General features: G+C 62.3%; 20 protein-coding genes. 10 read left to right on the forward strand and 10 right to left on the reverse strand.

The features are described from left to right. Window positions 1–83: 83 nt before the first annotated feature. Together ACYVIA_RS15255 and galU are read right to left on the reverse strand one after the other, a co-directional pair. Window positions 84–2168, reverse strand: a complete 2085-nt coding sequence (locus tag ACYVIA_RS15255) for a hybrid sensor histidine kinase/response regulator (RefSeq protein WP_460842204.1) — start codon at window positions 2166–2168, stop codon at window positions 84–86. A gap of 310 nt (window positions 2169–2478) precedes the next feature. Then, on the reverse strand, window positions 2479–3384 hold the full coding sequence (gene galU / locus ACYVIA_RS15260; RefSeq protein WP_460842206.1) for a UTP--glucose-1-phosphate uridylyltransferase GalU: 906 nt from the start codon (window positions 3382–3384) through the stop codon (window positions 2479–2481). Between the two features lie 783 nt (window positions 3385–4167). Between galU and ACYVIA_RS15265 the strand changes: the two genes are divergently transcribed. After that, a complete protein-coding gene (locus tag ACYVIA_RS15265) occupies window positions 4168–6789 on the forward strand; it encodes an FAD-dependent oxidoreductase (protein ID WP_460842208.1) in 2622 nt (873 codons plus the stop codon). A gap of 33 nt (window positions 6790–6822) precedes the next feature. Here ACYVIA_RS15265 and ACYVIA_RS15270 read toward each other — a convergent pair whose 3' ends face one another. Continuing rightward, complete coding sequence (locus tag ACYVIA_RS15270) at window positions 6823–9855, reverse strand: EAL domain-containing protein (protein WP_460842210.1); 3033 nt, start codon at window positions 9853–9855, stop codon at window positions 6823–6825. A 330-nt stretch (window positions 9856–10185) separates the two neighbouring features. Between ACYVIA_RS15270 and ACYVIA_RS15275 the strand changes: the two genes are divergently transcribed. The 5 genes from ACYVIA_RS15275 to ACYVIA_RS15295 all read left to right on the forward strand — a co-directional run bounded on the left by ACYVIA_RS15275 (window position 10186) and on the right by ACYVIA_RS15295 (window position 14727). Further along, entirely contained in the window at window positions 10186–10785 is a 600-nt protein-coding gene (locus tag ACYVIA_RS15275) for a PRC-barrel domain-containing protein (protein WP_460842212.1), read from the forward strand. A gap of 48 nt (window positions 10786–10833) precedes the next feature. Then, window positions 10834–11256, forward strand: coding sequence for a PRC-barrel domain-containing protein (locus ACYVIA_RS15280; RefSeq protein WP_460842214.1), 423 nt, complete (start codon window positions 10834–10836; stop codon window positions 11254–11256). A 173-nt stretch (window positions 11257–11429) separates the two neighbouring features. Then, entirely contained in the window at window positions 11430–11924 is a 495-nt protein-coding gene (locus ACYVIA_RS15285; RefSeq protein ID WP_460842215.1) for a DUF421 domain-containing protein, read from the forward strand. 326 nt (window positions 11925–12250) lie between these two features. Further along, window positions 12251–14053, forward strand: coding sequence for a hypothetical protein (locus tag ACYVIA_RS15290; RefSeq protein WP_460842217.1), 1803 nt, complete (start codon window positions 12251–12253; stop codon window positions 14051–14053). Between the two features lie 11 nt (window positions 14054–14064). Continuing rightward, a complete protein-coding gene (locus ACYVIA_RS15295; RefSeq protein ID WP_460842219.1) occupies window positions 14065–14727 on the forward strand; it encodes a hypothetical protein in 663 nt (220 codons plus the stop codon). Window positions 14728–14756: 29 nt separating this feature from the next. Here the strand turns inward: ACYVIA_RS15295 and ACYVIA_RS15300 are convergent, their stop codons facing one another. The 6 genes from ACYVIA_RS15300 to ACYVIA_RS15325 form a co-directional block, all read right to left on the reverse strand. Then, on the reverse strand, window positions 14757–15527 hold the full coding sequence (locus ACYVIA_RS15300; RefSeq protein WP_460842221.1) for a Ku protein: 771 nt from the start codon (window positions 15525–15527) through the stop codon (window positions 14757–14759). Window positions 15528–15559: 32 nt separating this feature from the next. After that, window positions 15560–16168: a hemerythrin domain-containing protein gene (locus tag ACYVIA_RS15305; RefSeq protein WP_460842222.1), complete on the reverse strand. Its 609-nt coding sequence runs from the start codon at window positions 16166–16168 to the stop codon at window positions 15560–15562. Between the two features lie 186 nt (window positions 16169–16354). Further along, window positions 16355–17479, reverse strand: a complete 1125-nt coding sequence (waaF, locus tag ACYVIA_RS15310) for a lipopolysaccharide heptosyltransferase II (protein ID WP_460842224.1) — start codon at window positions 17477–17479, stop codon at window positions 16355–16357. Next, entirely contained in the window at window positions 17476–18102 is a 627-nt protein-coding gene (locus ACYVIA_RS15315; protein ID WP_460842226.1) for a D-glycero-alpha-D-manno-heptose-1,7-bisphosphate 7-phosphatase, read from the reverse strand. Before ACYVIA_RS15315 ends, waaF begins: the two co-directional genes overlap by 4 nt. 441 nt (window positions 18103–18543) lie before the next feature. Next, complete coding sequence (locus tag ACYVIA_RS15320) at window positions 18544–19308, reverse strand: SDR family oxidoreductase (RefSeq protein ID WP_460842227.1); 765 nt, start codon at window positions 19306–19308, stop codon at window positions 18544–18546. Window positions 19309–19360: 52 nt separating this feature from the next. Next, window positions 19361–20659: a glycosyltransferase family 4 protein gene (locus ACYVIA_RS15325; protein ID WP_460842229.1), complete on the reverse strand. Its 1299-nt coding sequence runs from the start codon at window positions 20657–20659 to the stop codon at window positions 19361–19363. Window positions 20660–21187: 528 nt separating this feature from the next. On the opposite strand from ACYVIA_RS15325, the gene ACYVIA_RS15330 reads away from it, so the two are divergent. The 4 genes from ACYVIA_RS15330 (at window position 21188) to ACYVIA_RS15345 (ending at window position 23984) form a co-directional block, all read left to right on the forward strand. Next, complete coding sequence (locus ACYVIA_RS15330) at window positions 21188–21691, forward strand: outer membrane lipoprotein (RefSeq protein ID WP_460842231.1); 504 nt, start codon at window positions 21188–21190, stop codon at window positions 21689–21691. Between the two features lie 160 nt (window positions 21692–21851). Beyond that, complete coding sequence (locus ACYVIA_RS15335) at window positions 21852–22697, forward strand: mechanosensitive ion channel family protein (protein ID WP_460842233.1); 846 nt, start codon at window positions 21852–21854, stop codon at window positions 22695–22697. 124 nt (window positions 22698–22821) lie between these two features. Continuing rightward, window positions 22822–23646: a hypothetical protein gene (locus tag ACYVIA_RS15340; protein ID WP_460842235.1), complete on the forward strand. Its 825-nt coding sequence runs from the start codon at window positions 22822–22824 to the stop codon at window positions 23644–23646. A 38-nt stretch (window positions 23647–23684) separates the two neighbouring features. After that, entirely contained in the window at window positions 23685–23984 is a 300-nt protein-coding gene (locus ACYVIA_RS15345; RefSeq protein ID WP_460842237.1) for a PRC-barrel domain-containing protein, read from the forward strand. On the opposite strand, the gene ACYVIA_RS15350 is transcribed toward ACYVIA_RS15345, so the two are convergent. Beyond that, window positions 23969–24150, reverse strand: a 182-nt coding sequence (locus ACYVIA_RS15350) for a hypothetical protein (protein ID WP_460842239.1), incomplete at its 5' end; no start/stop codon positions are given. The two genes, ACYVIA_RS15345 and ACYVIA_RS15350, sit on opposite strands and share 16 nt — an antisense overlap.

Raw genomic sequence — 24150 nt, forward strand, 5'->3', positions numbered from 1 at the left:
GAGCCGCGATCGCACGGACGCCGGAAGCTATAGGTGCGTCCTGGCACCATCGCCCAGCACATTGTCCGTCCCATTGGCCTGACTTATTCCTTCGGCACCATCGTATCAATCACGACGATCAGCTCTTCGGGAGCGACCGGCTTGGTCACGTGCATCTGGAAGCCGGCGGTCAGCGCACGGATGCGATCCTCGCGCTGTGCAAATGCCGTCAGTGCAAGCGCCGGGATGCGCAGCAGCGGCGTGCTGCCATCGGCGGATTTCCAGGCGCGAATCCGGCGCAGCACGGCGTAGCCGTCTTCGCCCGGCATCGCGATGTCGGAGATCAGCACATCCGGCAAGGCGCCCGCCTTCAGCGTGCGCAGCCATTCCATCGCGGTTACCGCAGAGTCCGCAGCAAACACACTGGCACCGGCACCGGTCAATACCACTGTCAGCGATTCGCGGGCTTCGGCCTGGTCGTCGATCAGGAGAATCCGGCGCCCGCTGAGCGACGGCACAGGCAGGTTCGAGGTTTCGCTTTCGCGGACCGTGCAGGAGATCGGATACTTTCCGGTCTGCTCGCGCAACGGGAAGTACACCGAGAAGGTCGTTCCCTTGCCTTCGCCTTCGCTGTCTGCGCTGACGCGGCCGCCATGCAATTCCACCAGATGGCGCACCAGGAACAGGCCGAGGCCCAGGCCGCTGTGGTCGCGCGTGTTGGAGGTGTCTTCCTGGCTGAAGCGATGGAACAGCTTGGGCAGGAAATCCGGCGAGATGCCGACGCCGTTGTCGCGCACGGTGACGCTGATCCCTTGCCCTGCCTGCATGGCTTCGACCCAGATCCTGCCGCCTTCCGGCGTGAACTTGACTGCATTCGACAGCAGGTTCCAGAAGATCTGCTGGACGCGGTCGGCGTCGCCATCGATCTGCTCGCTGGTGATGTGGTAGTCGGAGGTGAGGGTGATGTTCTTGGCCGTCGCCATGCCGCGGATGCTCGCGATCGCGGCCTGCAGCGTCGGCAGCAACGCCAGCGGCTGCTTGATCAGGCGTAGCTTGCCGCTCATCATCCGTGTCACGTCAAGCAGGTCTTCGATCAGGCGCACCTGCTGGCTGACGCCCGTCTTGATGCCCTGCAGCGCACGTTTTGCAAGCGGCGCAGCGGCCAAGTCTTCCACGTAGTTCTCGAGCACATGCGCCCAGCTCTGGATGCCGTTTAACGGCGCGCGCAGCTCGTGCGACACGATGGCAAGGAATTCGTCGCGCGCCCTTGCGGCAGTTTCCGCCTGGATGCGTGCGCTGCGTTCGCGGGCGAGCAGCTCATCGCGCTCGCGCTCGATGCGCGCGCGTTCGGTCACGTCATATGCGATGCCGACTACCGATTCGATGTTGCCGTAGGCGTCGATCTCGGGAATGACGCGGCCGGAAAAATAGTGCACCTGGCCCCCGATGACCTGCTCGAACAGAAGTTTCTGTTCCGCCCCGGTGTGAAACGCGGCGTGCGCCGCGGCGTCCCATGCCTGCACAACCTTGGGCGGCATGCCGAGTTCGGACTTGGTCTTGCCGATCGCGGTTGCCGCTGAGACCCCGGCGATCTTTTCGATCGCCGGATTGACATACAGGTGGCGCATGTTGCGGTCGATGCGCGAGATGATGTCGGGGGAATCCTCGACCAGCGTCTTGAACTCGCGCTGGCGGCGAAGCAGCTGCTCCTCGGTGTTGCGCATCCGGGAGACGTCACTGATTGCCATCGACAGGCCGCTGACTTCGCCGTGCTTGTCGAATGCAGGTACATACCGGATATGCAGGTGCCGGTCCACGCTGGCCGGGACCGCAATCCGTAATTCCTGCTCCTGCGCTTCGCCGCGCAGTGCGGCGTCAATATACTGGCGCAGGGCGGCGAACTCTTCCTCGCCGATCACTTCCGGAAGACGCTTGCCGACAGCGTGCTCCGGCGGAATGCGGTAATGCGCCGCGAAGGACTTGTTGATGAAGGCGACGATGTAGTTGCGGTTGCATTGCGCGACCATGGCAGGCAGCGCATCGGCAAGCGTGCCCATGCTGTCGGCCTGCACGCCGGCCTCCGGGGCCGGAAACGTCGTTACCGCGTGCGGTGCAAGGCCACCCGGCTGGCGTGGAGCAGGGGAGTCGTTGCTGCGCATAGAGAAGAACTGGTTGCTGGAAACTGCCATGGTTAAAACCACTACGTTGGCCGGCCATGTGCCGGGCTTACAGAAAAGATGGAACACACGCCATCGCCAGAAATCGGGGACGCTTCACCGTTCCTCGCTGCACCAGTCCGGTGCCGACTCGCGACGGGGATGTCAGCGGGCAATCTCGTTCTTCCAATGCTACATCGCAAGGGGACAGGGATACCATGCCACGCGCAGGGACTGCGCGCCGACTTGTTGATATGCAGCAAACGTGGGGCGCTAATGCGGCCGCCGTATCCGCGTGTGCATAAAAGGCCAGTGCGCATGAGTGTCCCCATCCCCGTACCCGCTACGCGGTCTTGCTTCCCAAGGGCAGCTTGTGGCGGTCAAGTTGCAGCTGCGCGATGAAGGCACCAAACTCCTCGGCAACAGCGGGATGCTTCAGCGCATACACCACGGCGGCCTCGAGGTAGCCGATCTTGGACCCGCAGTCATAGCGTTGCCCCTTGAACTCATATGCCAGCACGGGATGCTCGGCCAGCATCGCGGCAATCGCATCCGTCAGCTGGATTTCGCCACCGGTGCCGGGAACCACGCGCTCAAGGTAGTCGAAGATCTCCGGCGTGAATACATAACGGCCGACGACACCCAGCGTGGACGGCGCGTCCTCCGGCTTCGGTTTCTCGACAATGTCGGCCACGCGGTGGATACGCACGCCCATCGACTGCGGACGCACGATGCCGTACTGGTGGGTCTGGTCGAGCGGGACGTTCTGCACGCCGACGACGGAGTTGTTGTGCTGCTCGTAAAGGTCGATCATCTGCTTCAGGACCGGAACTTCAGCATCGATCAGGTCGTCGGCCAGCACCACGGCGAACGGTTCGTCGCCGACAAGCGGGCGGGCGCACAGGACGGCGTGGCCGAGTCCCAGCGCCTCGCTCTGGCGCACATAGGAATAGTGCAGGTTGTCCGGCAACAGGCTCTGGATTTCTTCGAGTTGCTTGAGCTTGCCGTGTGACGCGAGCTCCGCTTCGAGTTCATAGGCCTTGTCGAAGTGGTCTTCGATCGAGCGCTTGCCTCGACCGGTGACGAAAATCATTTCGGTAATGCCGGCTGCCGCGGCTTCTTCCACCGCATACTGAATCAAAGGCTTGTCCACGATGGGCAGCATTTCTTTCGGCGATGCCTTGGTTGCGGGCAGGAAGCGAGTCCCTAGCCCGGCGACGGGAAACACTGCTTTACGGATTTTGGTCATTTGTCGTCTCTTTGTCAGTGGTTAACAAATTCGTTTGCCATCTTTGCGCCGCGCAGTGAAGCCCCCGACAGATTGCACTGACATCCGCAGAAAAAGCGTCGTGCAACCCGGTGGTACAGCCTGGCAGGAGAAGTAAGCGCTGTCGCTGCGCAGGTATCCACTGTTGGCGCGCTGTGGCCGGATACGGTAGGAAGCATGAAGCGTACCGGGTGCTGTGTATTTGTTATTTTTCCTTGCGACCATCTCAGTCGTGGCGTCGTCGGAGCTTCCGGGCGGAAACGCTTGTTTGCTTCCATGTATGTTTTACCGTCTGCGGTAAAAACTACGGCCGGACTGTGACGGCACCGCGGCAGAGGTCCTTGTGGCACTGCACAAGCTGCGTCGGCACAGCTCTTGCGACTGCCGTGCACGATGCGCCGCCGGTCCGTGCGTAACACTGGAGCGAGGGCCGCATGCAAACTCTGCATGTAAAGATTGCGGACAGCATGCTGCGCATGCACGGGCATTTTGCGGCAGCGCATCGCGGCAGTACGCGGACGAGGCGAAGATCAGTCTGTCCGCTTCAGAAAATTCCATACGAGACAAATAGTGCTGCCCGCGGCATTGTCGGCGGGCATGAAGTGAGGGTTGCGCCGAAGCATCAAGCGCGGAGCGCCGCAAGGAGCGCTTGCCGCAGTCGGTGTTTTCTTCGGCGGAAATAACATGCCGAAAATCGTGAAGCGTCGATGCGCAACCCGGGTTGTTTGATTCTTCCAACGAATGCCGTTACCACTAGGAGATAGCATGGCTTCTGCAATCATCGTCTTTTCGCACCTACGCTGGGATTTTGTCTACCAACGGCCGCAGCATCTTCTGTCGCGTCTCGCCGCGCATTACCCTGTCGTCTTCGTCGAAGAGCCGGTGCATCACGAGACGCAAACCTTTCTTCGTACGTACTCCCCGCTCCCGAACGTGCTGGTATGCCAGCCGAACATACCGGTCGACATGCCGGGCTTTCATGATGATCACCTGCCGCACCTGCAGAAGCTGATGCGCCAGCTGGTGCGGGACTATGACGACCATATCGCCTGGTTCTACACGCCGATGGCCCTGCCGCTGCTGCAGGAACTGCATCCCAAACTGGTGGTGTATGACTGCATGGATGCCCTGGCCTCGTTCAAGAATGCGCCCAAACAGCTGTTGCAAAGAGAGAGCGCCTTGCTGAAAGTGGCCGACCTGGTCTTTACCGGCGGACAGAGCCTGTACCGTGCCAAACAGGACCGGCATCACAACGTGCATTGCTTTCCCAGCAGTGTCGACGCCGCGCATTTCGAGAAGGCGCTCGACCGCGCCAACTCGCATCCTGCGCACAGGAACATTCCCGGGCCGCGCATGGGATTCTATGGCGTCATCGACGAGCGGTTTGACGTGGACCTCATTGCCAGGGTCGCGGATGCCCACACGCAGTGGCAGGTCGTGCTGGTCGGCCCGGTGGTCAAGATCGATCCGGCGTCGCTGCCAAGGCGCGCCAACATCCATTATCTCGGCCAGCATCCTTACGAGGCCTTGCCCCAGTTCCTGGCCGGATGGGACGTCTGCCTGCTGCCGTTTGCGCTGAACGAGGCGACGCGCTATATCAGCCCGACCAAGACGCTCGAGTACATGGCAGCCGAGCTGCCTATCGTCAGCACGCCGGTGGCGGATGTGGCTGACGCCTACAGCGATATCGTCGCCATTGCCGGTGATCCGCAATCCTTCATCGCCGCGTGCGAAGCGGCGCTTCTGGCGCCGCCGGAGCATCACGCCGAAAAGGTCGCGAAGATGCGCAAGGTGCTCGCGTCCACCTCCTGGGATACCACCGTCCGGCAGATGCGGCAGCTGATCGACAGCACGCCGCGGCGCGAGGGCAGCGTCGTGCCGGTTCCCGCGGTGGCGGACTCTGCAGACCGCAATCGCCTGCCGCAGCATGGCACGACGCGCTACACGAAGACCGCCATCATCGGCGCCGGACCGACCGGGCTGTCTGCTGCCTACCATCTCGGGCAGGACGCCGTGCTGTTGGAGCGTAATGACACGGTCGGCGGCTGGTGCCGCTCGATCCAGGACAAGGGATTTACCTTCGACCATGCGGGCCACATCATGTTTTCCAATGATCCGTATGTGCTGGAGCTGTACGACAAGCTGCTGGGCGATAACCTGCACTGGCAGGACCGGGAAGCCTGGGTGTACAGCAAGAATGCGTATACGCGGTATCCGTTCCAGGGCGCCTTGCACGGCTTGCCGCCGGACGTCATCAAGGAGTGCATCGTCGGCGCGATCGAGGCACGCTTCGGCAGCGTTTCGGGCAATCGGCAGAAAACCGCATCGGCCGACGCGCATGCAAAGACGGACGACTGCTGCGCGGACGGCAGCGTGGCCTTGCCCGCTTCGCCGCGCACCGTGGCATGCGACCCGAGCAACGTGCGCCCGGCGAATTTCGAGGAGTTCATTTACCAGGTATGGGGAGCGGGCATCGCCAGACATTTTGCGATCCCGTACAACCGCAAGCTGTGGGCCGTGCCGCTGACCGAGATGGAGACTTCCTGGCTCGGCGGCCGCGTGCCGCTGCCCGACCTCGAAGAAATCATCGACGGCGCACTGCAGCCGGTGGCAAAGCCGATGGGCCCCAACGCGCGCTTCGGCTATCCCTTGCACGGCGGCTTCCAGGCACTGATGTCGGCCTTTGTGCCGCACATCAAGGGCGCCCTCGAGCTGAATGCCGATGTGATCCACCTCTCGCCCACGCAGCGCATCGTCGCGCTTGCCGACGGTCGCCGCTTCCAGTACGACAACCTGATCAGCACGATGCCGTTGCCCGAACTGGTGCGCATCATCGGCGACGAGGCGCCGGAAGAGGTGCGGCGGGCGGCCAAGGGGCTCAGGCATGTTTCCGTGCGCTGCGTCAACCTTGGCATCGCGCGCGAGAACATCACGGACAAGCACTGGATCTACTATCCGGAAGACACCATCTTCCACCGCATCTTCGTGCAGGGCAATGCCAGCCCGGCATGCAATCCGCCCGGCGGCTTCGGCATTACCTGCGAGATCAGCTATTCATCGACCTGGAAACCGCTGCCCGTCACCGGACAGGCGCTGATCGAGCGCTGCATCCGGGACTGCATCAAGGTCGGCATGCTCCGCGAGGATGACAAGGTGATCGCCGCCAATGAAGTCGATATGCCCTACGCCTATGTGGTGTACGACCATGCGCGTGCGAAGAACGTGGAGACCATCAAGGCCTGGCTCGCGCAGCACGACATCGTGCTGGCGGGACGCTACAGCGAATGGGAGTATTACAACTCGGATCACGCGTTTGTTGCGGGGAAGAGGGCGGCGGAGGCCGTGACGTGGATGGAGCCGAGAAGGAGCGCCGTGGCGGTGGAGTGAAAGCGGGAGGCGGGCGCCCTCCGCATACACGTGTCAATGGAGCGGCTGCGGAGGCAGCCCGCCGGGCGGCTCCATTGGCACTTGATGCGCCCAATACCATGATTCGAACGTTCGGCCGTCAACGGGTCTGGAGACGTGATAGCCCTGTGCATGGTGGCACCCGTGCACGCGCAGATAATCCAGCACTTCGCGCGATTCGATGCCCTCGGCGATGATTTCCTTGTTCATCGTCCGCCCCAGGGCGATGATGGCCTCGGTCACCGCACGGCTGGTCATGTCATGCGCGAGCTGATGGGTAAATGACTTGTCCACCTTGATCTTGTCAACCGGAAGGCGGGACAGGTAGCTGAGGCTCGAATAGCCCGTTCCGAAATCGTCGAGCAGGATCTTGATCCCGCGTTTGCGCAGGGCCATCAGCACGCCGATCGTGTACTCGAGGTTTTCCATGACGGTCGTTTCGGTGATTTCCAGCTGCAGTGCCATTGCGTCGACCTCGCATTCCTGCAGGATCCGCTCGAAGCGTTCCGCAAAGGTCTTGTCGCGGAACTGTACCGCCGAAACGTTGACCGAGATGGGGATCGCAGGCAGTCCTTTTTCGATCCAGTGCTTGTGCTGACGACATGCTTCTCGCAGCACCCAGTCGCCAAGGCGCGCAATCATCCCCGTGGACTCCGCAATCGGGACGAAGATATCCGGGCCTCTTTTCGCATCCGGCCAGCGCAGCAGCGCCTCGGCACAGACCAGCTCGAGGGTCTGCATGTTGATGACGGGCTGGTAATGCAGATGAAACTCGCCTTTTGCAATGGCCGAGCGAAGCTGCTGTTCGATATCGAGATGCGCCTTCGCACGTTCCGCCAGTTCGTGCGAGAAGAACTGGAAATTGTTGCGCCCCAGTTGTTTGGCCTGGTACATCGCGGCATCGGCATGGTTGATCAGGGTGTCGATGTCTTTCCCGTCGCGCGGGTAGATGCTGATCCCGATCGATGGCGATGACGACAGCACCAGCGTACCGACATGGTAAGGACGGTTCAATGCTTCGCACAGATGGCGTGCCACTTCTGCAGCGTCGTTCCCATCGTCGCATTCGGGAAGCAGGACCAGGAACTCGTCGCCCCCCAGCCTGAATGCGTAGTCGCCGTAGCGGATCGACTTTGCCATGCGGTGCGCCGCCTCCTGCAGGACAGCATCGCCCGCCTCGTGTCCGTGCGTATCGTTGATCACCTTGAAGCGATCGAGGTCGAGGAAAAGGACGGCGGCGTTGCGATGATGCCGATCGTTTCGCGCAAAGACATGACCGGCGTATTCGAACAGCAGCGCCCGATTGGGCAGACCCGTCAGCGGATCATGCAAGCCGGCCTGGCGCAGGCGCTCATCGGCGTGCTTGCGCTCGGTATCGTCGTGCGTGATGCCCATGACCTCCTGCACTTCTCCATCTCCGGCGACAAGAGGCACGCAGGTGATCATCAGGTAATGCGTTCCGGATGCGCCAGGAAATTCGAACTCGACTTTCTGTACCGATGCAGTGGTGAATGCATTCAGGACGGTGGGGTGCCAGAGTGACGTCACCTCCTCCGGCCAGAACGCACTTTCGTGGCGTCCTATGAGCTCCGCGGGCTCCAGGCCGGTGATACGCTTTGCCGCCGGATTGACGTAGCGGATGCACAAGCTGCGGTCGTAAATGGTCACGACATCGGGGATGTTGTCGAAAGCCAGGCGAAACTGCGCTTCGCTTGCGCGCAGCGCGCTTTCCGTCTGCTTGTGCGCGGTGATGTCGCGGACGGTGAAGACGCCGATTTCCGGCTGCCGCTCATGGAGGCTGACCGGTGCGCCGCTGTAGCTGCCGATCCACTTCCTGCCGCTTCTCTTGCAGACGATTTCGAGTTCCATGTTGGTGATGGTTTCGCCGCGCGTAATGCGCGCCAGCGGCCATTCGCTCAGTGACAGGAGAGCGCCATCCAGTGTACGGACCTCGAAGTGTTCCGCGAAGTACGGAAGGTTCTTGCGTGCTTCATCGGCGCTGGCATAGCCGTGGATGCGCAGTGCCGCCGAATTCATGTCCAGTACGTCAGTCTCCATGTTGAAGATCACCACGCCTTCGTTCAGGCTGTCGAAGACCGCCTTGAGGCGTGCCTGCTCATGCTGCAGCGCTGCTTCTGCCGCCTGTTGCGCCTGGATGCGTTCCGAGAGCTCATGATTGAGCTGCGCAAGGGCAGTGGTGCGCTCCGCGACCCGTTGCTCCAGTTCGACCGAGAACTGCCGAAGACGATCTTCGACGCTTTGGCGGATCGTCATGTCGCGGATGGCGGCAACAACCAGCTGTTCTCCCTCTCCCTTGAGGGGATTCAGGCTGATCTCTACCGGGAACTCGCTGCCGTCGGCACGCAGGCCCCACAAATCGGCGTGGGCGGTTCCCATCGGGCGTGTCGCCGGGTGTTCCGAGAAACGCTTTCGATGGGCAACATGCATGCGGCGAAACCGCTCGGGCATCAGCATCTCAATCGACATTCCCTGCAGCGGCCGATGGCAGCGGAACATTCGCTGGGCCTGCGCATTCGCCAGATGGATCGTGCCGTCGTTGCGCATGATGATGATCGCATCCGGCGCCGCCTCAAGCAGGGCATCGAAACGTCGCTCGCTAAGCCGAGCGTAGGTGACGTCGCGCACCACGATTCCTGCCAACAGGGCTTTCCCATGGGTGTCGAGGATCGGGCTGAAGGCCAGTTCGTAGGTTTTTCGCAGGAACTGTTCGTCGCCGAATTCCTCCGTGATGCGAAACGATTCGCCTGCCAATGCACGCTGGCAGAGTGCTGTCGCCTTCTCGCGGTCTCCGGTCAGGTGGCACAGGGCGTCATCCACGCGCTCGCCGAGCGCAAGCGGTTTGCCGAAGACAAGTTCGAACTCGCGGAGGAAAGCAGCATTCAGTCCTACCACCCGCAGGTTCTGGTCTACTGCTGCCACCATTTCGGTGGTGTTTTCCAGCAAGTGTGTGGCGAAGGAAATAGCGGCATGGGAATACGCGCCTACCGCTCCATCGTTTGGCCACGTCGTGGAAGTGCGTTGCTCCATGTTTGGCCGCCTGATATGTGCGCGGTGAACGCCGATCAACGTTGCGATGAACGTCGCTGATTAACGTTGCCAATAGTGACCGTAGTGCCTGTTTTTAAGACTTCCGTGCCGAAACAAGGTTCTGGGCGGAGACGAGAAAACAGGAGAGACCTGAGCTTGGTCAAGCGGCTGCAATCCTTACATGAGGACTTGCATGAATTACCCTTCAAGGCATGCCACATCCTCGTAGATAAGCGCGTCGCGGTACGGATACCCTGGCAATGCCTTGGCACATCGCTTGCTAAACCATTGCTTTCGTCTGATCTCCTTGTACTGGCCGACGGAGGATGCATGAAGTCTTTCACGAGAGCAGCATCGTTGTTCACCGTTTTCCTGTGGGTCACCCTTCCGGCAACGGCACAGAATGCGACACCGACGAAGGAGCGCACCGGCGCGCCGACACCGTCGGCAAGCCAGACTGCAAAGCAACAGCAGGAGACGCTTCGCGGCAGCAAGATCATCGGTTCGAGCGTGCGCGACCTGAAGGACAAGAAGATCGGCGAAATCAAGGACCTGGTGCTCGACGGCGGGCGGGGTGAAGTTGCCTACGCGGTCGTCAGTTTTGGCGGCGTGATGGGAGTGGGCAAAAAGTACCATGCCATTCCGTGGCAGGCGTTAAAGCCGAGCGACGATGGCAAACATTACGTGCTCAATGCCGACAAGGAAACCATCGCGCAGGCGCCCGGCTTTGACAAGGGCAACTGGCCGGACATGGCGGACCAGAAATGGGCCACCGACATCGACCGCTACTGGAGTCGCATGGTCGGACGCGGCGCACCTGACAATAGCCTGTCTACTGGTGCCTCCGGTGCTTCCGGCGCAGTCGGGGCAGGTGCGGCAGGTGCGGCGAGCGGCAATGCTGGCCGGCAAGGTGATGATGCCGCCCGTTAGGGCACATGGGTTCAATCATCAGCCACTTTTCAACAGAAAGGAAACGCTATGGTTCAGCAAACGACTTCTTCCTCCGGCGGCGGCGCACGCATCGTCGGTGGCCAGCCGAACTTTTCCGGACCCGGTCCGGAAGTGATGGCAGCCGATACGCTGCAGGGCGACAAGGTGGTCAACAGCCAGGGCGAGAACCTCGGTGAAATCGAGGACATCATGCTCGATGTGCCAAGCGGCCGTATCGCCTATGCCGTACTGTCGTTCGGTGGCGTGATGGGGATCGGCGACAAGCTGTTCGCCATTCCGTGGAGCGCGCTGACGCTCGACGCCGACCGCAAGTGCTTCGTGCTCGACATCGACAAGGAGCGCCTGAAGAATGCGCCGGGCTTCGACAAGGACCACTGGCCGTCGATGGCGGATACCGGTTGGGCGGAGCAGGTACATAGCTTCTACAACCGTACACCGTACTGGCAATAACCAGCCAGCACTGGCCGACAGGGCGGGGATCGTTACTCTCCTCAAGACGTTCCTTCACCCAGGTGGAATGGCGCCCGAGCGGGCGCCATTTTTTTGGGAAAACGAGGATCGCTCTACCAATCTGCCGCCCACCCCGCCTGCCATGATTCCCGCAACAAGAAGAGGAGGTGCGTATGGAAAACCTGCTGTCAGTCGACTGGGACGAAATGCTGAGTTTCAGTCTTTCTCCGGCGGAGATCGTACTGCGCGGAACGGCGATGTACTGGTTCCTGTTCCTGATCTTCCGCTTTGTCGTGCGCCGCGATGTCGGCGCGGTCGGTATTGCCGATGTGCTCATCCTCGTGATCGTTGCCGACGCGGCGCAGAACGGCATGGCGGGGGAGTACAAATCCATAGGCGAGGGCATGCTGCTGGTGGCGACGCTGATCGGGTGGAATGTCACCGTCGACTGGCTCAGCTTCCGTTTCCGCTGGTTCCGGCGCTTTGCCGAACCGCGGCCCATCAGGCTCATCTGTGACGGCCGGATCCTGAAGCGGAACCTGCGCCGGGAACTGCTGAGCGAGGAAGAACTGTGGACCCATCTGCGGGAGCAAGGCATCGAGTCACTGGATACGATCCGCGAGGCCTACATGGAGTCTGACGGAGAGATCAGTGTGATCAAGAAGTAAAAAACGCGACAACACTCTCGTCATTGTCTCTCTGTAAAGGCGTGACGACAGACCAGTCATTTCTCTGCATGCTCTCAATGCACATTCAGCACTAAGCCTGCTTTATTTTTCCTGCGGGAAAACTTTTACCGAGCGTAGTTGTCTTTAGGAATTCCAGTGATTCCAGGCAACACACGATGATTCGGCGAAAGCACTTCAGACAGTTAAGGCAAGCCGTCCCGGTTATTACAGCAGCGTGCACTTGGTCCATCACCATTGCACTGGCGTCCTGCGGGGGCGGGGGTGGCGGTTCGTCGGATGGGGGCACACCGCAGTCAGCCGCCGAAGTGGCCGCACCGGCAACGACGAGTACGCAGCCCGGCTACCTGATTCTTTCCGAGGTGGCCTCCAACTATTACAGCAATGACATCGCCTGGTTCGAGGTGTACAACCCGGGCGACACCGCCGTGTCCCTGTCGCGCTATGGCCTGCGCAGCGCTGCGATCGATCCGGCAACCGGTGCAACCAATTTCAGTCCGACGATGTTCAGTCTGCCTGCCGTTGACGTCCCGGCCAGGGGATACCTGGTCGTGGCCGGCAAAATCTCGGACAAGCTCAAGGACAACCGCCAGATGGTGTACGTGAAGAGCGGCGCCAAGGTCCCGTATTGGAATGCGAACGGCTTCATCGAGCTGACTGCCAACGGCGCTACCGCCGATTTTGTCCGTTTCGGCAATTCGGCGGTCGGGCCGATCACATCCAGCGCGTGGAACGGCGTTGCGGCCGTTGCCCTGCCGTCGGGCGCCGACCAGCATGGCAAGTCCATCGTGCGCCTTGCGTCCGGTGCGCTGGCCGATACCAATACGGCAAGCGACTGGTCGCCGGTCAACTTTTCCACGCCGGCCGGCGCGAACGACGTGCCGCCGGGCGTGATCGATTCCGACCAGGATGGCATCCCGGACAGTGCCAAGGTCAGTGGCGGCACCTATGGCGGCCTGGACCTGTACGCCATGGGCGCGCGCAGTGGCCGGCGCGACATCTTTGTCGAACTCGATTACATGGCCAGCGCCGACCCGGGTACCACGCCGCGCATCGAGGCGCTGCAGAAGATGGAAAGCACGTTCGCAGCCAAAGGCATCGCGCTGCACTTCGATACGGGCAGCCTGCATGCGGAAACATTCGATCCCGCCAATTTCAACCTCGGCGGCGGCAACGCGGTGCCGTTTACGCCCTGCATCGACCTCGACTCGGTTAGCACGACGGCCAAGGAAGGCTGCGCATCCTTCATGCAGTACAAGAGCGAGCATTTCGATGTGCGCCGCAAGCTGGTCTTTCACTATGGCCTGTTTGGCAATTCGCTCAATGTGGACGGCAGCGCCGGCTCATCCGGCATTGCCGAGCTCTACGGCAACGACCTGATCATCACGCTCGGCGGCTATGGATTCTCCACGGCATCCGGCAGCAGCCTGAACATGCTGGTCAACCTGCAGTCCAGCACGCTCATGCACGAGCTCGGCCACAACCTCGGCCTGCGCCACGGCGGCAACGAGAATACCAACTACAAGCCGAACCACACCAGCGTGATGAACTACATGTACCAGTTCACCGGACTGAGCGCGACGCCGGACAGCCCCTATGCGGCGGAACGCTATTACCTGGCCAATGGGCTAAAGGGCAAGACCTACTGCAACCTGGTCGAGAATTCGCCCTGCACCGCCAACTTCATCATCGGCTACTCGGACGGCACCAGCGCGGCACTGGATGAAAACAGCCTGCGGGAATGGCAGAACATCGGGCGCGGCGCGGTCGGCGGCGCCTATGCGGACTGGGACAACAACAACGCACTGACAGCCGGCGCGTTTGCCCGTAACATCAATCCGCAGGACGGCACGGCCAAGGGAGTCTTGCGCGACTATAACGAGTGGGCCAACCTCACCATCACCTTCTCGCGCAACTTCTCGGGCAGCAATACCGGCAGTGCGCTGACCAAGCACGCGCAGAGCATGCAGAACGACAGTGTGCAGAACGACAGCATCAAGGAACGCGTGCAAGAACGCGTACGTGAGCGGATCGTTGAAGATGCGCTGCCGGCAGACCTGCACCAGGCGATCCGCAACATGCATCATCACCATCAATATCACGCGCATTGACAGGAGCATCGATGAAGATAGGAAGAACCCGGCGCTTTCCCGGCGGGGCGGTCGCGCTGGCGGCCCTGCTTCCCGTCTTGTTCGCCACGGATGCGCGCGCCATCCGCATCGCCGGCATGGAAAGCATGAAAGGGCTCACGCCGCTCACGCCCGTGGTGGCGGTGGGCACACCGACCGTGCGCACCAACACGTCGGGGGCAGGCGCGCTGGAGTTGCGGCTGGCGGAACACGGGACCTTGTCGCTGACGCCGTGGCCGACGTACCTGCCGCAGCACTTCGCGCCGCAGCGCATCAGCGTCAGTCGCGAGCTGCAACCTGCCGGACCCGTCGACCGCATTGCGCTGATACGCGGGACGGAAAGCGAACCGTGGATGCAGATCGTGCGCGGTGCGCGCAGCGCAAGCCATGTCGTCGGCGGCTGGCAGCTGCAACGCTCCTCCAACGGCTGGTCGCTCGTGCGTGAAAAAACGGAGCACTGGCTGGGCAGCGGCGCGCATGCGGGTACACCCGCCAGCCTGCCCGCGGGCGATGCGCGCTGGTGCGTTTACTTGCTGGAGTCGCGGGTGCCGCAACGGCACCCGAATGCCGCGCATGTCGCTATCGAGGAAGAGCCGCAGGCCGACTGGGCGGCCATCCGGCTGGAGAGCGGGCACAAACGGTGCCCGCCCCGGTAACGCGCGCCCGCTACGTTTTCAACCGTCTGCTAGCCGAAACGCCGGCGCCGCCCCACAGAGGCGCCAAGGTGGTGGCCTGTCTTGCCGCCATGCCGGCCGTGCAGGGAGGGGGCGGCAGGCCGCTGCCCCTGGCTTCTACCTGCGCGCATGGCGTATCCGTTGACCGGGTGGGGATTGTGGCGCAGGGCGGGTGTCAGGTACATCTCATCGATGTATTCATCGTCGTCGAGCAAACCGTCGAGCTCCTCGACCAGGATGCCTGCGGTTTTCTTGTCTTTCATCATCTGCTCCTCCAGCGCCGGGATGCCGGGCTGGAATGCATGGGGCTGTGCAGCTCCCATATAGTCGAGGTCAAAGCCACCGGCCTGCGGCGTGGCCGAGACCTTTCGCGATGCGAACAGCAGCTCGTCGCTCCCTGCGTCGTCCAGGTACAAGGCATCGACGCCTGACGTGTCGACGCCCGAAGTATCGACGCCCGAAGTATCGATACCTGAGGCATCGTCGTCCATCTCGTTCATCCAGCGCAGGGTCGTGAGCATCAGCGACCGGCCTTGCGGTGTGAGTGCGGCCAGGTGCTGGCGTGCGTGGATCACGACGCAGGCAATGCCGATCTTGCTGCTCCGGCGCAATTCATCGCACAGCAGCGCATACAGCTTCTCGCCGCCGGGGACCGGCGCCAGGCGATAGGGCGTGCCGAAATACTGGAACGGAATCTCCTGCGCGTCCACGAATGCTACGATATCCACCGCCTGGGTGGTTCTGGCCTGGGACGCGCGCAGTTCTACATCAGGCAAATTCACAGGAAGCCTTTCTGCCATGAAGCGTTGGGTGTTCAGTGGATATTCTTGCGTGTCTGGCTGCGCGATGAGGACTCGGTCTCGTCTTCCTCATCCTCCTCATCCGACATCACACCCAGTTCGTCGCGCAATTCCATCTTGCGCTCCCGGACTTCCTCTGCCAGCTCCATCAGGTCAAGGTCCGACTTCTTGACCTTGGGGAAGAGCTCTTTCTCTTCTTCCTGGATATGGTGCTTCACATACTCGCCGAGTACCGTGAACTTGGCTTCATACAAGTCGTCGCCCGGCTGCATGGCGGCCAGCTCGGTCATCAGCTGGCGTGCCGACGCATGCTCGACCTCGGCCTCATCCAGCAGGTCCATGTCGTCGATGGCTTCACGGGCGGCAGGATAAAACACTTCTTCCTCGACCTGCGCATGGATGGTGAGCTCGGCGCAGGCGGTTTCCACCAGCTGCTGCATCGTTTCTTCATCCTCGCCGTTCTTTTCCTTCAGCTTTTCGAACTGGTCAAACATCTTCAGCACTCGCTTGTGATCTTCGGCAAGAAGGTGCAGGACGTCCTGCGAGGATCCCTTGGCAGTACCGCGTCCAGTGCTGCGCGAGGATGACTTGGAGGAAGACTTGGTTGTGGCGTTACGTGGCATGTTTGTCTCCTTGGGATAGATGACAAGCAGTGTCGCAAGCTCTGTGCCAAGCGAAAGAGGTGGCGGCGGACGAGGTGACGCTGCCTGCTGCCGCGCGGCTTCAGCGGATCTCGCGCTTGCGGCCGGACCGCGCGAGGCGGCCGCTCCGTTTTTGCAATCCGGTGTAATAAATACAGCTGGGAATTTTTACAGACCGTGTGCAGGAAAAGGCATGCCGACGACATCGGTGACGGGGGCGCTGTCACGGCCGGCATCGAGGAGCTCGAGCGCGGCATGGACCACGCGCTGCGGCGCCACTTCCGCCAGGCAGGCATGGTGACCCTGCGGACAGACGCTCTTGTAGCAGTGGCGGCATGGCACATCGTGGAACAGCACGCGGCTCGGTACCTGCCAGGGCGTGTGCTGCGGATTGGTCAGCGCGTACAGGTCGACGACCGGTGTGCCGACGGCGGCGGCGATATGCGCCGGGCCGGTGTTGTTGGAGATCAGCAGCGGCGTGCGCGCGATCAGTGCGGCCAGCTGCCCGAGGCTGAGCCTGCCGGCGAGGGAACGGGTGCCGGGAATGCCGTCGCGGATGTGATCAACAAGCGGTGCTTCATCGGCACTGCCGGTGAATACCAGCGGGCACCGCAGCCGTTGGGCAAGCGCGGCGGCTGCTTCGGAAAAATGCTGCGGCGGATAGCGCCGCGATGCGGCGGTCGCGCCCGGATGCAGCACGATCCACGGCTGGCCGGGATCGATGTCCTGCTCACGCAGCATCCGCAATACCGACGCATCGTCGTCCGGCTGGATGCGGAAGGACAGACGCTCGTCGCCGGTACGCGCACCGACGCTGGCGACCAGGTCGAGCTGTCGCTGCACTTCATGCCGGATCCGCTGCTGCGGCTCCGGATCGGGAATCCAGTGCGTCAGCAGCTGGTACGGGTTTTCGTGGCAGTGCGCAAGGCGCAGCGGAATGCCGGCCAGGTAGCAGAGCATCGCCGACGGCAGTGGATTCTGGCTGTAGACGGTGAAGATCACCGCTGCATCGAACCGGCCGCGCGCCAGCTGCTCGATCATCGCAAAGTCTGCTGATGTGTCGTGCGGCGCGCTGCTCTTGAGCCACGGTGCGGCGTAGGAAATGGTCTCGTCGATCTCCGGAATGTAAGGCGTGACAGCAGCGCCGCTGCGGGAGGTGAGCAGCGTGACATGCCGACCGGGCTGCGCCTGCTTCAGCGCGCGCAGCGCCGGCGTCGTCATCAGCACGTCGCCAAGGTAGTCGAGGCGCACGCACAGGATGCGCCGCGCGGTTTCCCATGTCGCCGTCTTCATCGGAGTGCGCTTTCTCCGTGCAGCGGGAGGCCGGCACGCTCGTTCCTTTCATCCTCTTCCACGTGGTCGGCCGCGGCAATCAGCGTGGCGGCCATGTACAGGTCGGAGGCCCGGATATGCGGCTTGCGCATCGGCGACATCAGCCATTCGGTCTCGTTGCCGTTGTCGATCAGCACCGTGCGGCATCCGGCGCGGCGGCCGGCTTCGACATCGTTGAGGATGTCGCCGATCATCCACGACTGCGACAGGTCAATGCCATGCTCGGATGCGGCGCGCACCAGCATGCCGGGCATGGGCTTGCGGCAGGTGCAGCGGATCGCGTAGCGGTTGATGACGCCGTCGGGCGCGTGCGGGCAGTAGTAAAAGCCGTCGAGCGCAACGCCGTATTGCGCGAGCAGTTCGCCGAGGCGGCGCTGTACGGGTGTGAGGGCGGTTTCCGTGAACAGGCCGTGGGCGATGCCGGACTGGTTGGTGACGACGATCAGGGCGTAGCCGAGCTGCTTGAGCAGTTGCAGGCCCTGGCCGGCTTGCCAAGTGAGGGTGAGGAGGGTGGGGTTGACGTTGTGGGGGACGTCTTCGATGAGGGTGCCGTCTTTGTCCAGGAAGATTGCGCGCATTTTCATAGCTCTTTTCTGTGTTACCCCGTTGCAGTTGCGGGGATCTCTCCGGTGATTCGGTGCGGTTGGATCTTCGTCGAGACTTTGCCGGGGGCGGCCCGGCTGCCGCTCACTTTTCTTGTCTCGCCAAGAAAAGTAAGCAAAAGAAGGCGACCGCACAGCCGCTGCCCCTGCGGGGTTCCCCAAAGATCGCAACGGAAAGCGGGAAGCGAAACCAACTCGCCTTCGGCTCAGACATGTTTCGCTTCTTGATCCGCTTTCCGTTGCGATCTTTGGGCAGCGTCAGAAGCGGAAAAACGAGAACCTAAGACCCAAAACCCAAAAAACGAACGACTCGCCCTGCTAAAGAAGAGAACCGGCTCCTTCCCCCTGGTAGGGGGAAGGGTGGGATGGGGGTTGAGTGTGTCAAGCACTAACCGAACTCTCAATAAATTCTGTAGCAGTCGATCATGGCCATGACGACTCCGTCATGGGCAGCACCATGATTTCCGGGATGACGGTTTGCTCCGGCAGCAGCAGTACGGACTTCACTGCCTTGGCGACGTTGACCGGGTCCTGCAGCGTCGCGACGTCGATGTCCGGAAAGCGGTCGAGCAGGAACGGCGTGCGCATGCCGCCGGCGATGACGGCGGTGACCTTGATCTTTTTCGGGCGCAGTTCTGCGTGCAGCGCGTGGGACAGGCCGAGCAGGCCCCATTTGCTGGCGTGGTAGGCGCTGGCGTTGGGCCAGGTGCGCTTGGCGGCGGTGGAGGCGATGTTGATGATGTGGCCGCCGTTCTTCATGTGGCGGGCCGCGTATTTCGACATCAGGAAAGGCCCGTACAGGTTGGTGCGGATGACGCGGTCCCAGTCGGTGTAGGCGAGCTCGTCGATGGAGCAGGTGACGTCAGTGCCGGCATTGTTGATCAGCACGTCGAGCGTGCCGAAGCGGTCGATGGCTTCGTCGATGGCGCGTTCCGCGGCGACGGGATCGCCGACATTGAAGCCGATGGCATGCGTCCTGCCGGGCGTGTCGTTGATCAGCGCGGCAACGGTCTGCGCCTTGTCGAGGTTGATGTCGCCGACGACGACGTTGGCACCGCAGGAGGACAGCACATGGCAGAGAGCGGCGCCGAGGCCGCTGGCGCCGCCGGTGACGAGCATGGTCTTGCCGGCAAACTGGTCGGCTTCGGCAGGGTTCGCTACATAGCTGGATGCAGTGGGTGTGCTCAATTGGCTCTCCATGTTGGGGTTTTCAGTAGGGTGTGAATCGATTCGGGCGGCTTCAGCTGCGCATGCCGACTTCGCCTGCGACGGCAAGCGGTGGCGCGGCATACAGCGTGGCCGGCTGTGCATCGTTCTCGAGCACGCGTTCGTAGATAGCGGCGATGTTCTCGGCGACGTTGCGCCAGGTGAATTGCTGGTGCGCGCGGCGCATGCCGGCCCAGCCCATGCGCTGCGCGAGATGCGGCTGGCGCTGCAGTAGCGCAAGGCGTTCTGCCAGCGCCTTCGGGTCGTTGGGCGGCACGAGGTATCCGGTTTCGCCATCGACGACCGTGGTCTTGATGCCGCCGACCGCAGTGCCGACGACCGGCGTGCCGCAGGCCATCGCCTCCACCGGCGTGATGCCGAAGGGCTCGTACCAGGGCGTGGTGGCAAACACGTTTGCCGCGCTGTAGTAGTAGCGCAGTTGCGATCGCTGGCGCTGCCCGGTGAAGGTCACTGCATGCTGGATGTCGAGCGAATTGGCCAGCGCCATCAGGCGGCCAAGCTCCGGCGTGGCGACCGGATCCGGCTTTTCGGCATTGCCGCCGACGACCAGCAGGCGCGCCGGTACCTTGTAGTCGTGGCGCAGCTGCGCGACGGCGCGGATCACGTTGTCCACGCCCTTGCGCGGCACCATGCGCCCGAGCTGCAGCACGATGAATTCGTCCCGGTCCAGTCCGAGCTGCTGGCGGGCGTCGAGCGTGACCGGCCAGAACTCCTCGGGGTCGAAACCGCAGGGCACGATGTCGATGCGCTCGCTCGGCGCGCCATAGTGTTGCTCCATGTCGCGCTTGTCCTGCGGGCATTCCGCGATGATGCGGTCGGCATCGCGCATCAGGTCTTCTTCGATCGTGAAGCGGACATCGGGAAAGGCGTCGGCTTCCTTCTGGTTCAGGCGCCGCACGCGCCCCAGCGCATGGAAGGTGATGACATACGGAATGCCCAGCACGCGCTTGACCTGCTGCGCCACCATGCCCGACATGAAGAAGTTGGCGTGCATCAGGTCGTAGGTAATCTTTTGCCTGCGCGCAAAACGGATCATGAAGCGGCCGAACTGCTCCATGTGAGGCAGCATCGCCTCCTTTGGAATGAAGTGCGCGGGCCCCGCCGGTACATGGACTACCCGCACCCCCGGCAGCCAGTCAACGACCAGCTCCGCAGTGGCCGAGTCGCGGCGCGTGAAGATGTCCACCAGATAACCCAGTCGTGCCAGATGCTTGGCAAGCTGGCCGACATAGACGTTCTGGCCGCCACTATCCGTGCTTCCGATCAAGGCCAGTGGAGATGCATGTTCGCTGATAAGGGCAATTTTTTGCATGGCAACCCATGTTGTCTGATTGATCAAGGCAATGCATTGCTGCCAAAGCAAAGCACGTACCTAGGGCTCCGCTGAACAAGTACGCGCGTGCCACGCATCCTGACTTCGGGCGATCCGCGGTGTTGCATATCCTCGCCATGGTCCCGCCATGGCTGCGGTTTGCGTCTTGCGCCCCATCCCGGATTCAGGCGCGTGCCATCGCGGTGAAGTTGAAGCGGGTAATAAATACAGAGCAATGTAAAAGTGCACGTCTTGCAAGTGAACTTGTAAGAACGGGTAAGAAAGAGCGGTGCCCGACGGATGCTTGAACGCGGTTGATCGGCCAATGATGGGTGCTTGAAGGGGGCTTGATGCGCATCACGCACCTCCGGTGCCGGCAACACATGCGCGATAGAAATCTTTCCCTACGGTCTGGCATGAGAAGTGCATGAGTTTCCCTCCGGAGCCGGAGTCTGCCTGCACAGCTTTCCACGCGGGCAGCCCGGGAAGAATGAGTCCAGCAGCAGCCTCAAACACAAGGAGATGAATATGTGGACCAAGACAACAAAAGCAGCCATGGTGGGCGCGTCGATCGCCGCACTTGCCGCTTGCGGCAGCGCGCCACGCGATACATCAACGACCGCTGGCAGCAGTTCCATTCCAGTGACCACCTCCACCAGCTCGATCCCCGTCACCACCACGACCAGCAGCGCAACCGGTTACGGCGTGGTGCAGGCCATTGATGTGGTGCCGCGCGAGCAGTCCGGCATCGGCCTGGGTACTGTTGCCGGTGCCGTCGTCGGTGGTGTGCTCGGCAACCAGGTCGGCAGCGGCAGCGGCCGCAAGGCGGCGACCGTCGCCGGTGCGGCAGGCGGCGCGCTTGCCGGGCACCAGATGCAAAAGAACGCCCGCGCCGCGGACGATGCCTACCGCGTTTCGGTGCGCATGGACAACGGCTCAGTCCAGACGCTGGTGCAGGAGCAGCCTCCCGGCGTGCAGGTCGGCGAGCGTGTGCGGCTGGACAACGGCGTGATCGTCGAACGGTTCCGCTAGAGCCGATCAACACATCGACGCCTTCGCGCAGAAGGCGGGCTTTTACGAAGCAGTGAGGAGTGCAGGCCAGGGCGCCTGCACTTCTTTTCTTTGAGTGTGAATTTGCAAGCCGCTCTGCATCCCGGCTCTGCAACCCCTTTTGGAAACATGACCTGGAACAATGTCCGTTGACCTGAACGACTTGCGGCAGGGCTGGGAATGGATACGCCCATGGACGCACATCCTCGTCATCTGGGTATTGGCGTGGTTGGCGCTGGGTGCCATCCACCGGCTGCTGGGCGTGATGAAGAGAGGGATCGTCAGCCGCTACGACGGCCGGCAGGCGGAGCCGCACGACGTGCGCCGCATCGAGACGCTGATGAACGTCTTTCGTTACGCGGCCAACATCGTGATCATCGGCATGGCCATTCTGCTGACGCTCGGCACGATCGGCATCTCGATCACACCCATCCTTGCCACCGCCGGCGTGGCGGGCATTGCCATCGGCTTCGGCGCGCAAAGCCTGGTGAAGGACTTCTTCACCGGCCTGTTCCTGCTGATCGAAAACCAGGTGAGCGAAGGCGACGTGATCGAAGCCGCAGGCAAGAGCGGTTACGTCGAGCGCGTCACGCTGCGGCACATGCGCATCCGCGACTATGACGGCAGCGTCCATTTCATTCCCAACAGCATGATCACCACGGTCACGAACCGCAGCAGGGATTACGCCTATGCGGTCATCGACGTCAATGTGCGGCGCGACCAGGATCTCGACGACGTCTTCAGGCGCATGCACGGGATAGGCGATGCCATGCGGATGGACCCGGTGTTCGGCCCGTCGATCCTTGACGAGCTTGATATCGCCGGCGTCGAAAAACTCGAGGATGCCAGCATCGGACTGCGCTGCCGCCTGAAGGTCAGGCCGGCCAAGCAGTGGCGTGTGCGCAGGGAGTTTCTGCGTCGTATGAAGTCGGCGATGGACGAGGCGGCCAACACGGAGAACTCGTCGGGCGTCGAGTCTGCAGCATGACGGGCACGTTTGTTGCGTTTGTCATCGTGAAAAGACCTCGACACACGGAGCGACTGCGGCGGTAGCGATTGATGCGCGTGCCCGGCTCCATCGTTTTCAGTCTTGTAAAAAAGGAGTGAACAATATGGCGATCAATGAAACGCAGGGCGCGAGGAGCGATGCGTTGAATCAAGGGGATCCTGCCAATTACAGCATGCGCCGTCCGGCGTTTCCCTTCATCCGCTGGGGTGCAGTGCTGGCCGGCGTGGCGGTCGGCATCTCGGTGCAGCTGGCGCTGACGCTGCTCGGTATTGCCACCGGTCTCACGATGACCGAAGTTGCGGAAGGCGCCGGTCTCGGCACGGGGCCATTGATCTGGGCCGGCATCAGCATGCTGGTGTCCGCCTTCGTCGGCGGCTATGTCGCGGCCCGCATGTCGGGCTTGAAGCGCAAGTCGGACGGCGTGCTGCACGGCGCCGTGTCCTGGGCGGTCACCACCATCCTGTTTGCGACGCTCGCGACCACGGTCGGCGGCACGCTGGTCAGCGGCGTGTTCGGCAACGTCTCGCGCATGGCCAGCGCCGGTGTCGCCGGCGGAGCCGCCTCGCCGATTGCTGCGTTTATCCGCTCGCAAGGCGTGCAGGCCGACGCCGCTTCCCTGAATCAATTGCAGCAATTCCTGCAGGCCGGGCAGCGCGACCAGGCTGTGCAGCTCGTCACCAGCCGCATGGGCGTCGAGCAGACGCGCGCCGAGACGATTGTCGACCAGGCGCTGATCCTGTCCGGTTCGGCCCAGAGTGCTTCGCCGCAAGGCCGTGCCGCGACGGAGAACGTGGTGCAGAGCGCCGGCACCGGCGCCTGGGTCGTGTTCCTGACCGTTGCGCTGGCACTGGCGATCGGCATCGGCGGCGGCGCACTCGGTGCTGCCGGCTCGCGTCGCGTCAGCTGGAGCAGCACGCCTGCCGCCTGACACACGATCCACTATCCAACATCAGAAAGGAGACCCGCATGCAACGCCCCATCGGCAGCCGCCGTCGTTCCGCCAGGATCAAATCCGGTCCTGCGCGTTTTTTGCGCCTGCGCGCACATGACTCGAGCACAGCCGATTTGCTCTATGGATGTCCGGTGGTATCCGCACGCGGCGAGAAGATCGGCATCGTGGATCACCTGATGGTGGATGTGAAGACCAACCAGTTGAAGTATGTGATGCTCGCGCCCAAGCGGCGGGGGGCAGTGGTGGCGATACCGTGGCAGGCGCTGTATTTTGATGCGGCGATGGCGCAGCTGGTGTTTTATACGATGGGGTAGGAGGGCGCCTCCCTCGTGATAGTCATCACGTCGTGATTAAGAGCCTGTTCAGTATCTTTTTGGCATGCGCGCAGCCCCGGAAACCGGTCGAATGCAAGGCGCGGCGACGCGTCGTGGCGGGGCCACGGCAAGGAGATGCAACACAGCAGGCGGCCGGTTTCCGGGG

Source organism: Noviherbaspirillum agri, assembly GCF_054780595.1.

Coding starts and splice junctions, on each gene's coding strand:
- ACYVIA_RS15255 (WP_460842204.1), bottom strand. CDS start 2,168: ATGGCAGTTTCCAGCAACCAGTTCTTCTCTATGCGCAGCAACGACTCC.
- galU (WP_460842206.1), bottom strand. CDS start 3,384: ATGACCAAAATCCGTAAAGCAGTGTTTCCCGTCGCCGGGCTAGGGACT.
- ACYVIA_RS15265 (WP_460842208.1), top strand. CDS start 4,168: ATGGCTTCTGCAATCATCGTCTTTTCGCACCTACGCTGGGATTTTGTC.
- ACYVIA_RS15270 (WP_460842210.1), bottom strand. CDS start 9,855: ATGGAGCAACGCACTTCCACGACGTGGCCAAACGATGGAGCGGTAGGC.
- ACYVIA_RS15275 (WP_460842212.1), top strand. CDS start 10,186: ATGAAGTCTTTCACGAGAGCAGCATCGTTGTTCACCGTTTTCCTGTGG.
- ACYVIA_RS15280 (WP_460842214.1), top strand. CDS start 10,834: ATGGTTCAGCAAACGACTTCTTCCTCCGGCGGCGGCGCACGCATCGTC.
- ACYVIA_RS15285 (WP_460842215.1), top strand. CDS start 11,430: ATGGAAAACCTGCTGTCAGTCGACTGGGACGAAATGCTGAGTTTCAGT.
- ACYVIA_RS15295 (WP_460842219.1), top strand. CDS start 14,065: ATGAAGATAGGAAGAACCCGGCGCTTTCCCGGCGGGGCGGTCGCGCTG.
- ACYVIA_RS15305 (WP_460842222.1), bottom strand. CDS start 16,168: ATGCCACGTAACGCCACAACCAAGTCTTCCTCCAAGTCATCCTCGCGC.
- waaF (WP_460842224.1), bottom strand. CDS start 17,479: ATGAAGACGGCGACATGGGAAACCGCGCGGCGCATCCTGTGCGTGCGC.
- ACYVIA_RS15315 (WP_460842226.1), bottom strand. CDS start 18,102: ATGAAAATGCGCGCAATCTTCCTGGACAAAGACGGCACCCTCATCGAA.
- ACYVIA_RS15325 (WP_460842229.1), bottom strand. CDS start 20,659: ATGCAAAAAATTGCCCTTATCAGCGAACATGCATCTCCACTGGCCTTG.
- ACYVIA_RS15330 (WP_460842231.1), top strand. CDS start 21,188: ATGTGGACCAAGACAACAAAAGCAGCCATGGTGGGCGCGTCGATCGCC.
- ACYVIA_RS15335 (WP_460842233.1), top strand. CDS start 21,852: ATGTCCGTTGACCTGAACGACTTGCGGCAGGGCTGGGAATGGATACGC.
- ACYVIA_RS15340 (WP_460842235.1), top strand. CDS start 22,822: ATGGCGATCAATGAAACGCAGGGCGCGAGGAGCGATGCGTTGAATCAA.
- ACYVIA_RS15345 (WP_460842237.1), top strand. CDS start 23,685: ATGCAACGCCCCATCGGCAGCCGCCGTCGTTCCGCCAGGATCAAATCC.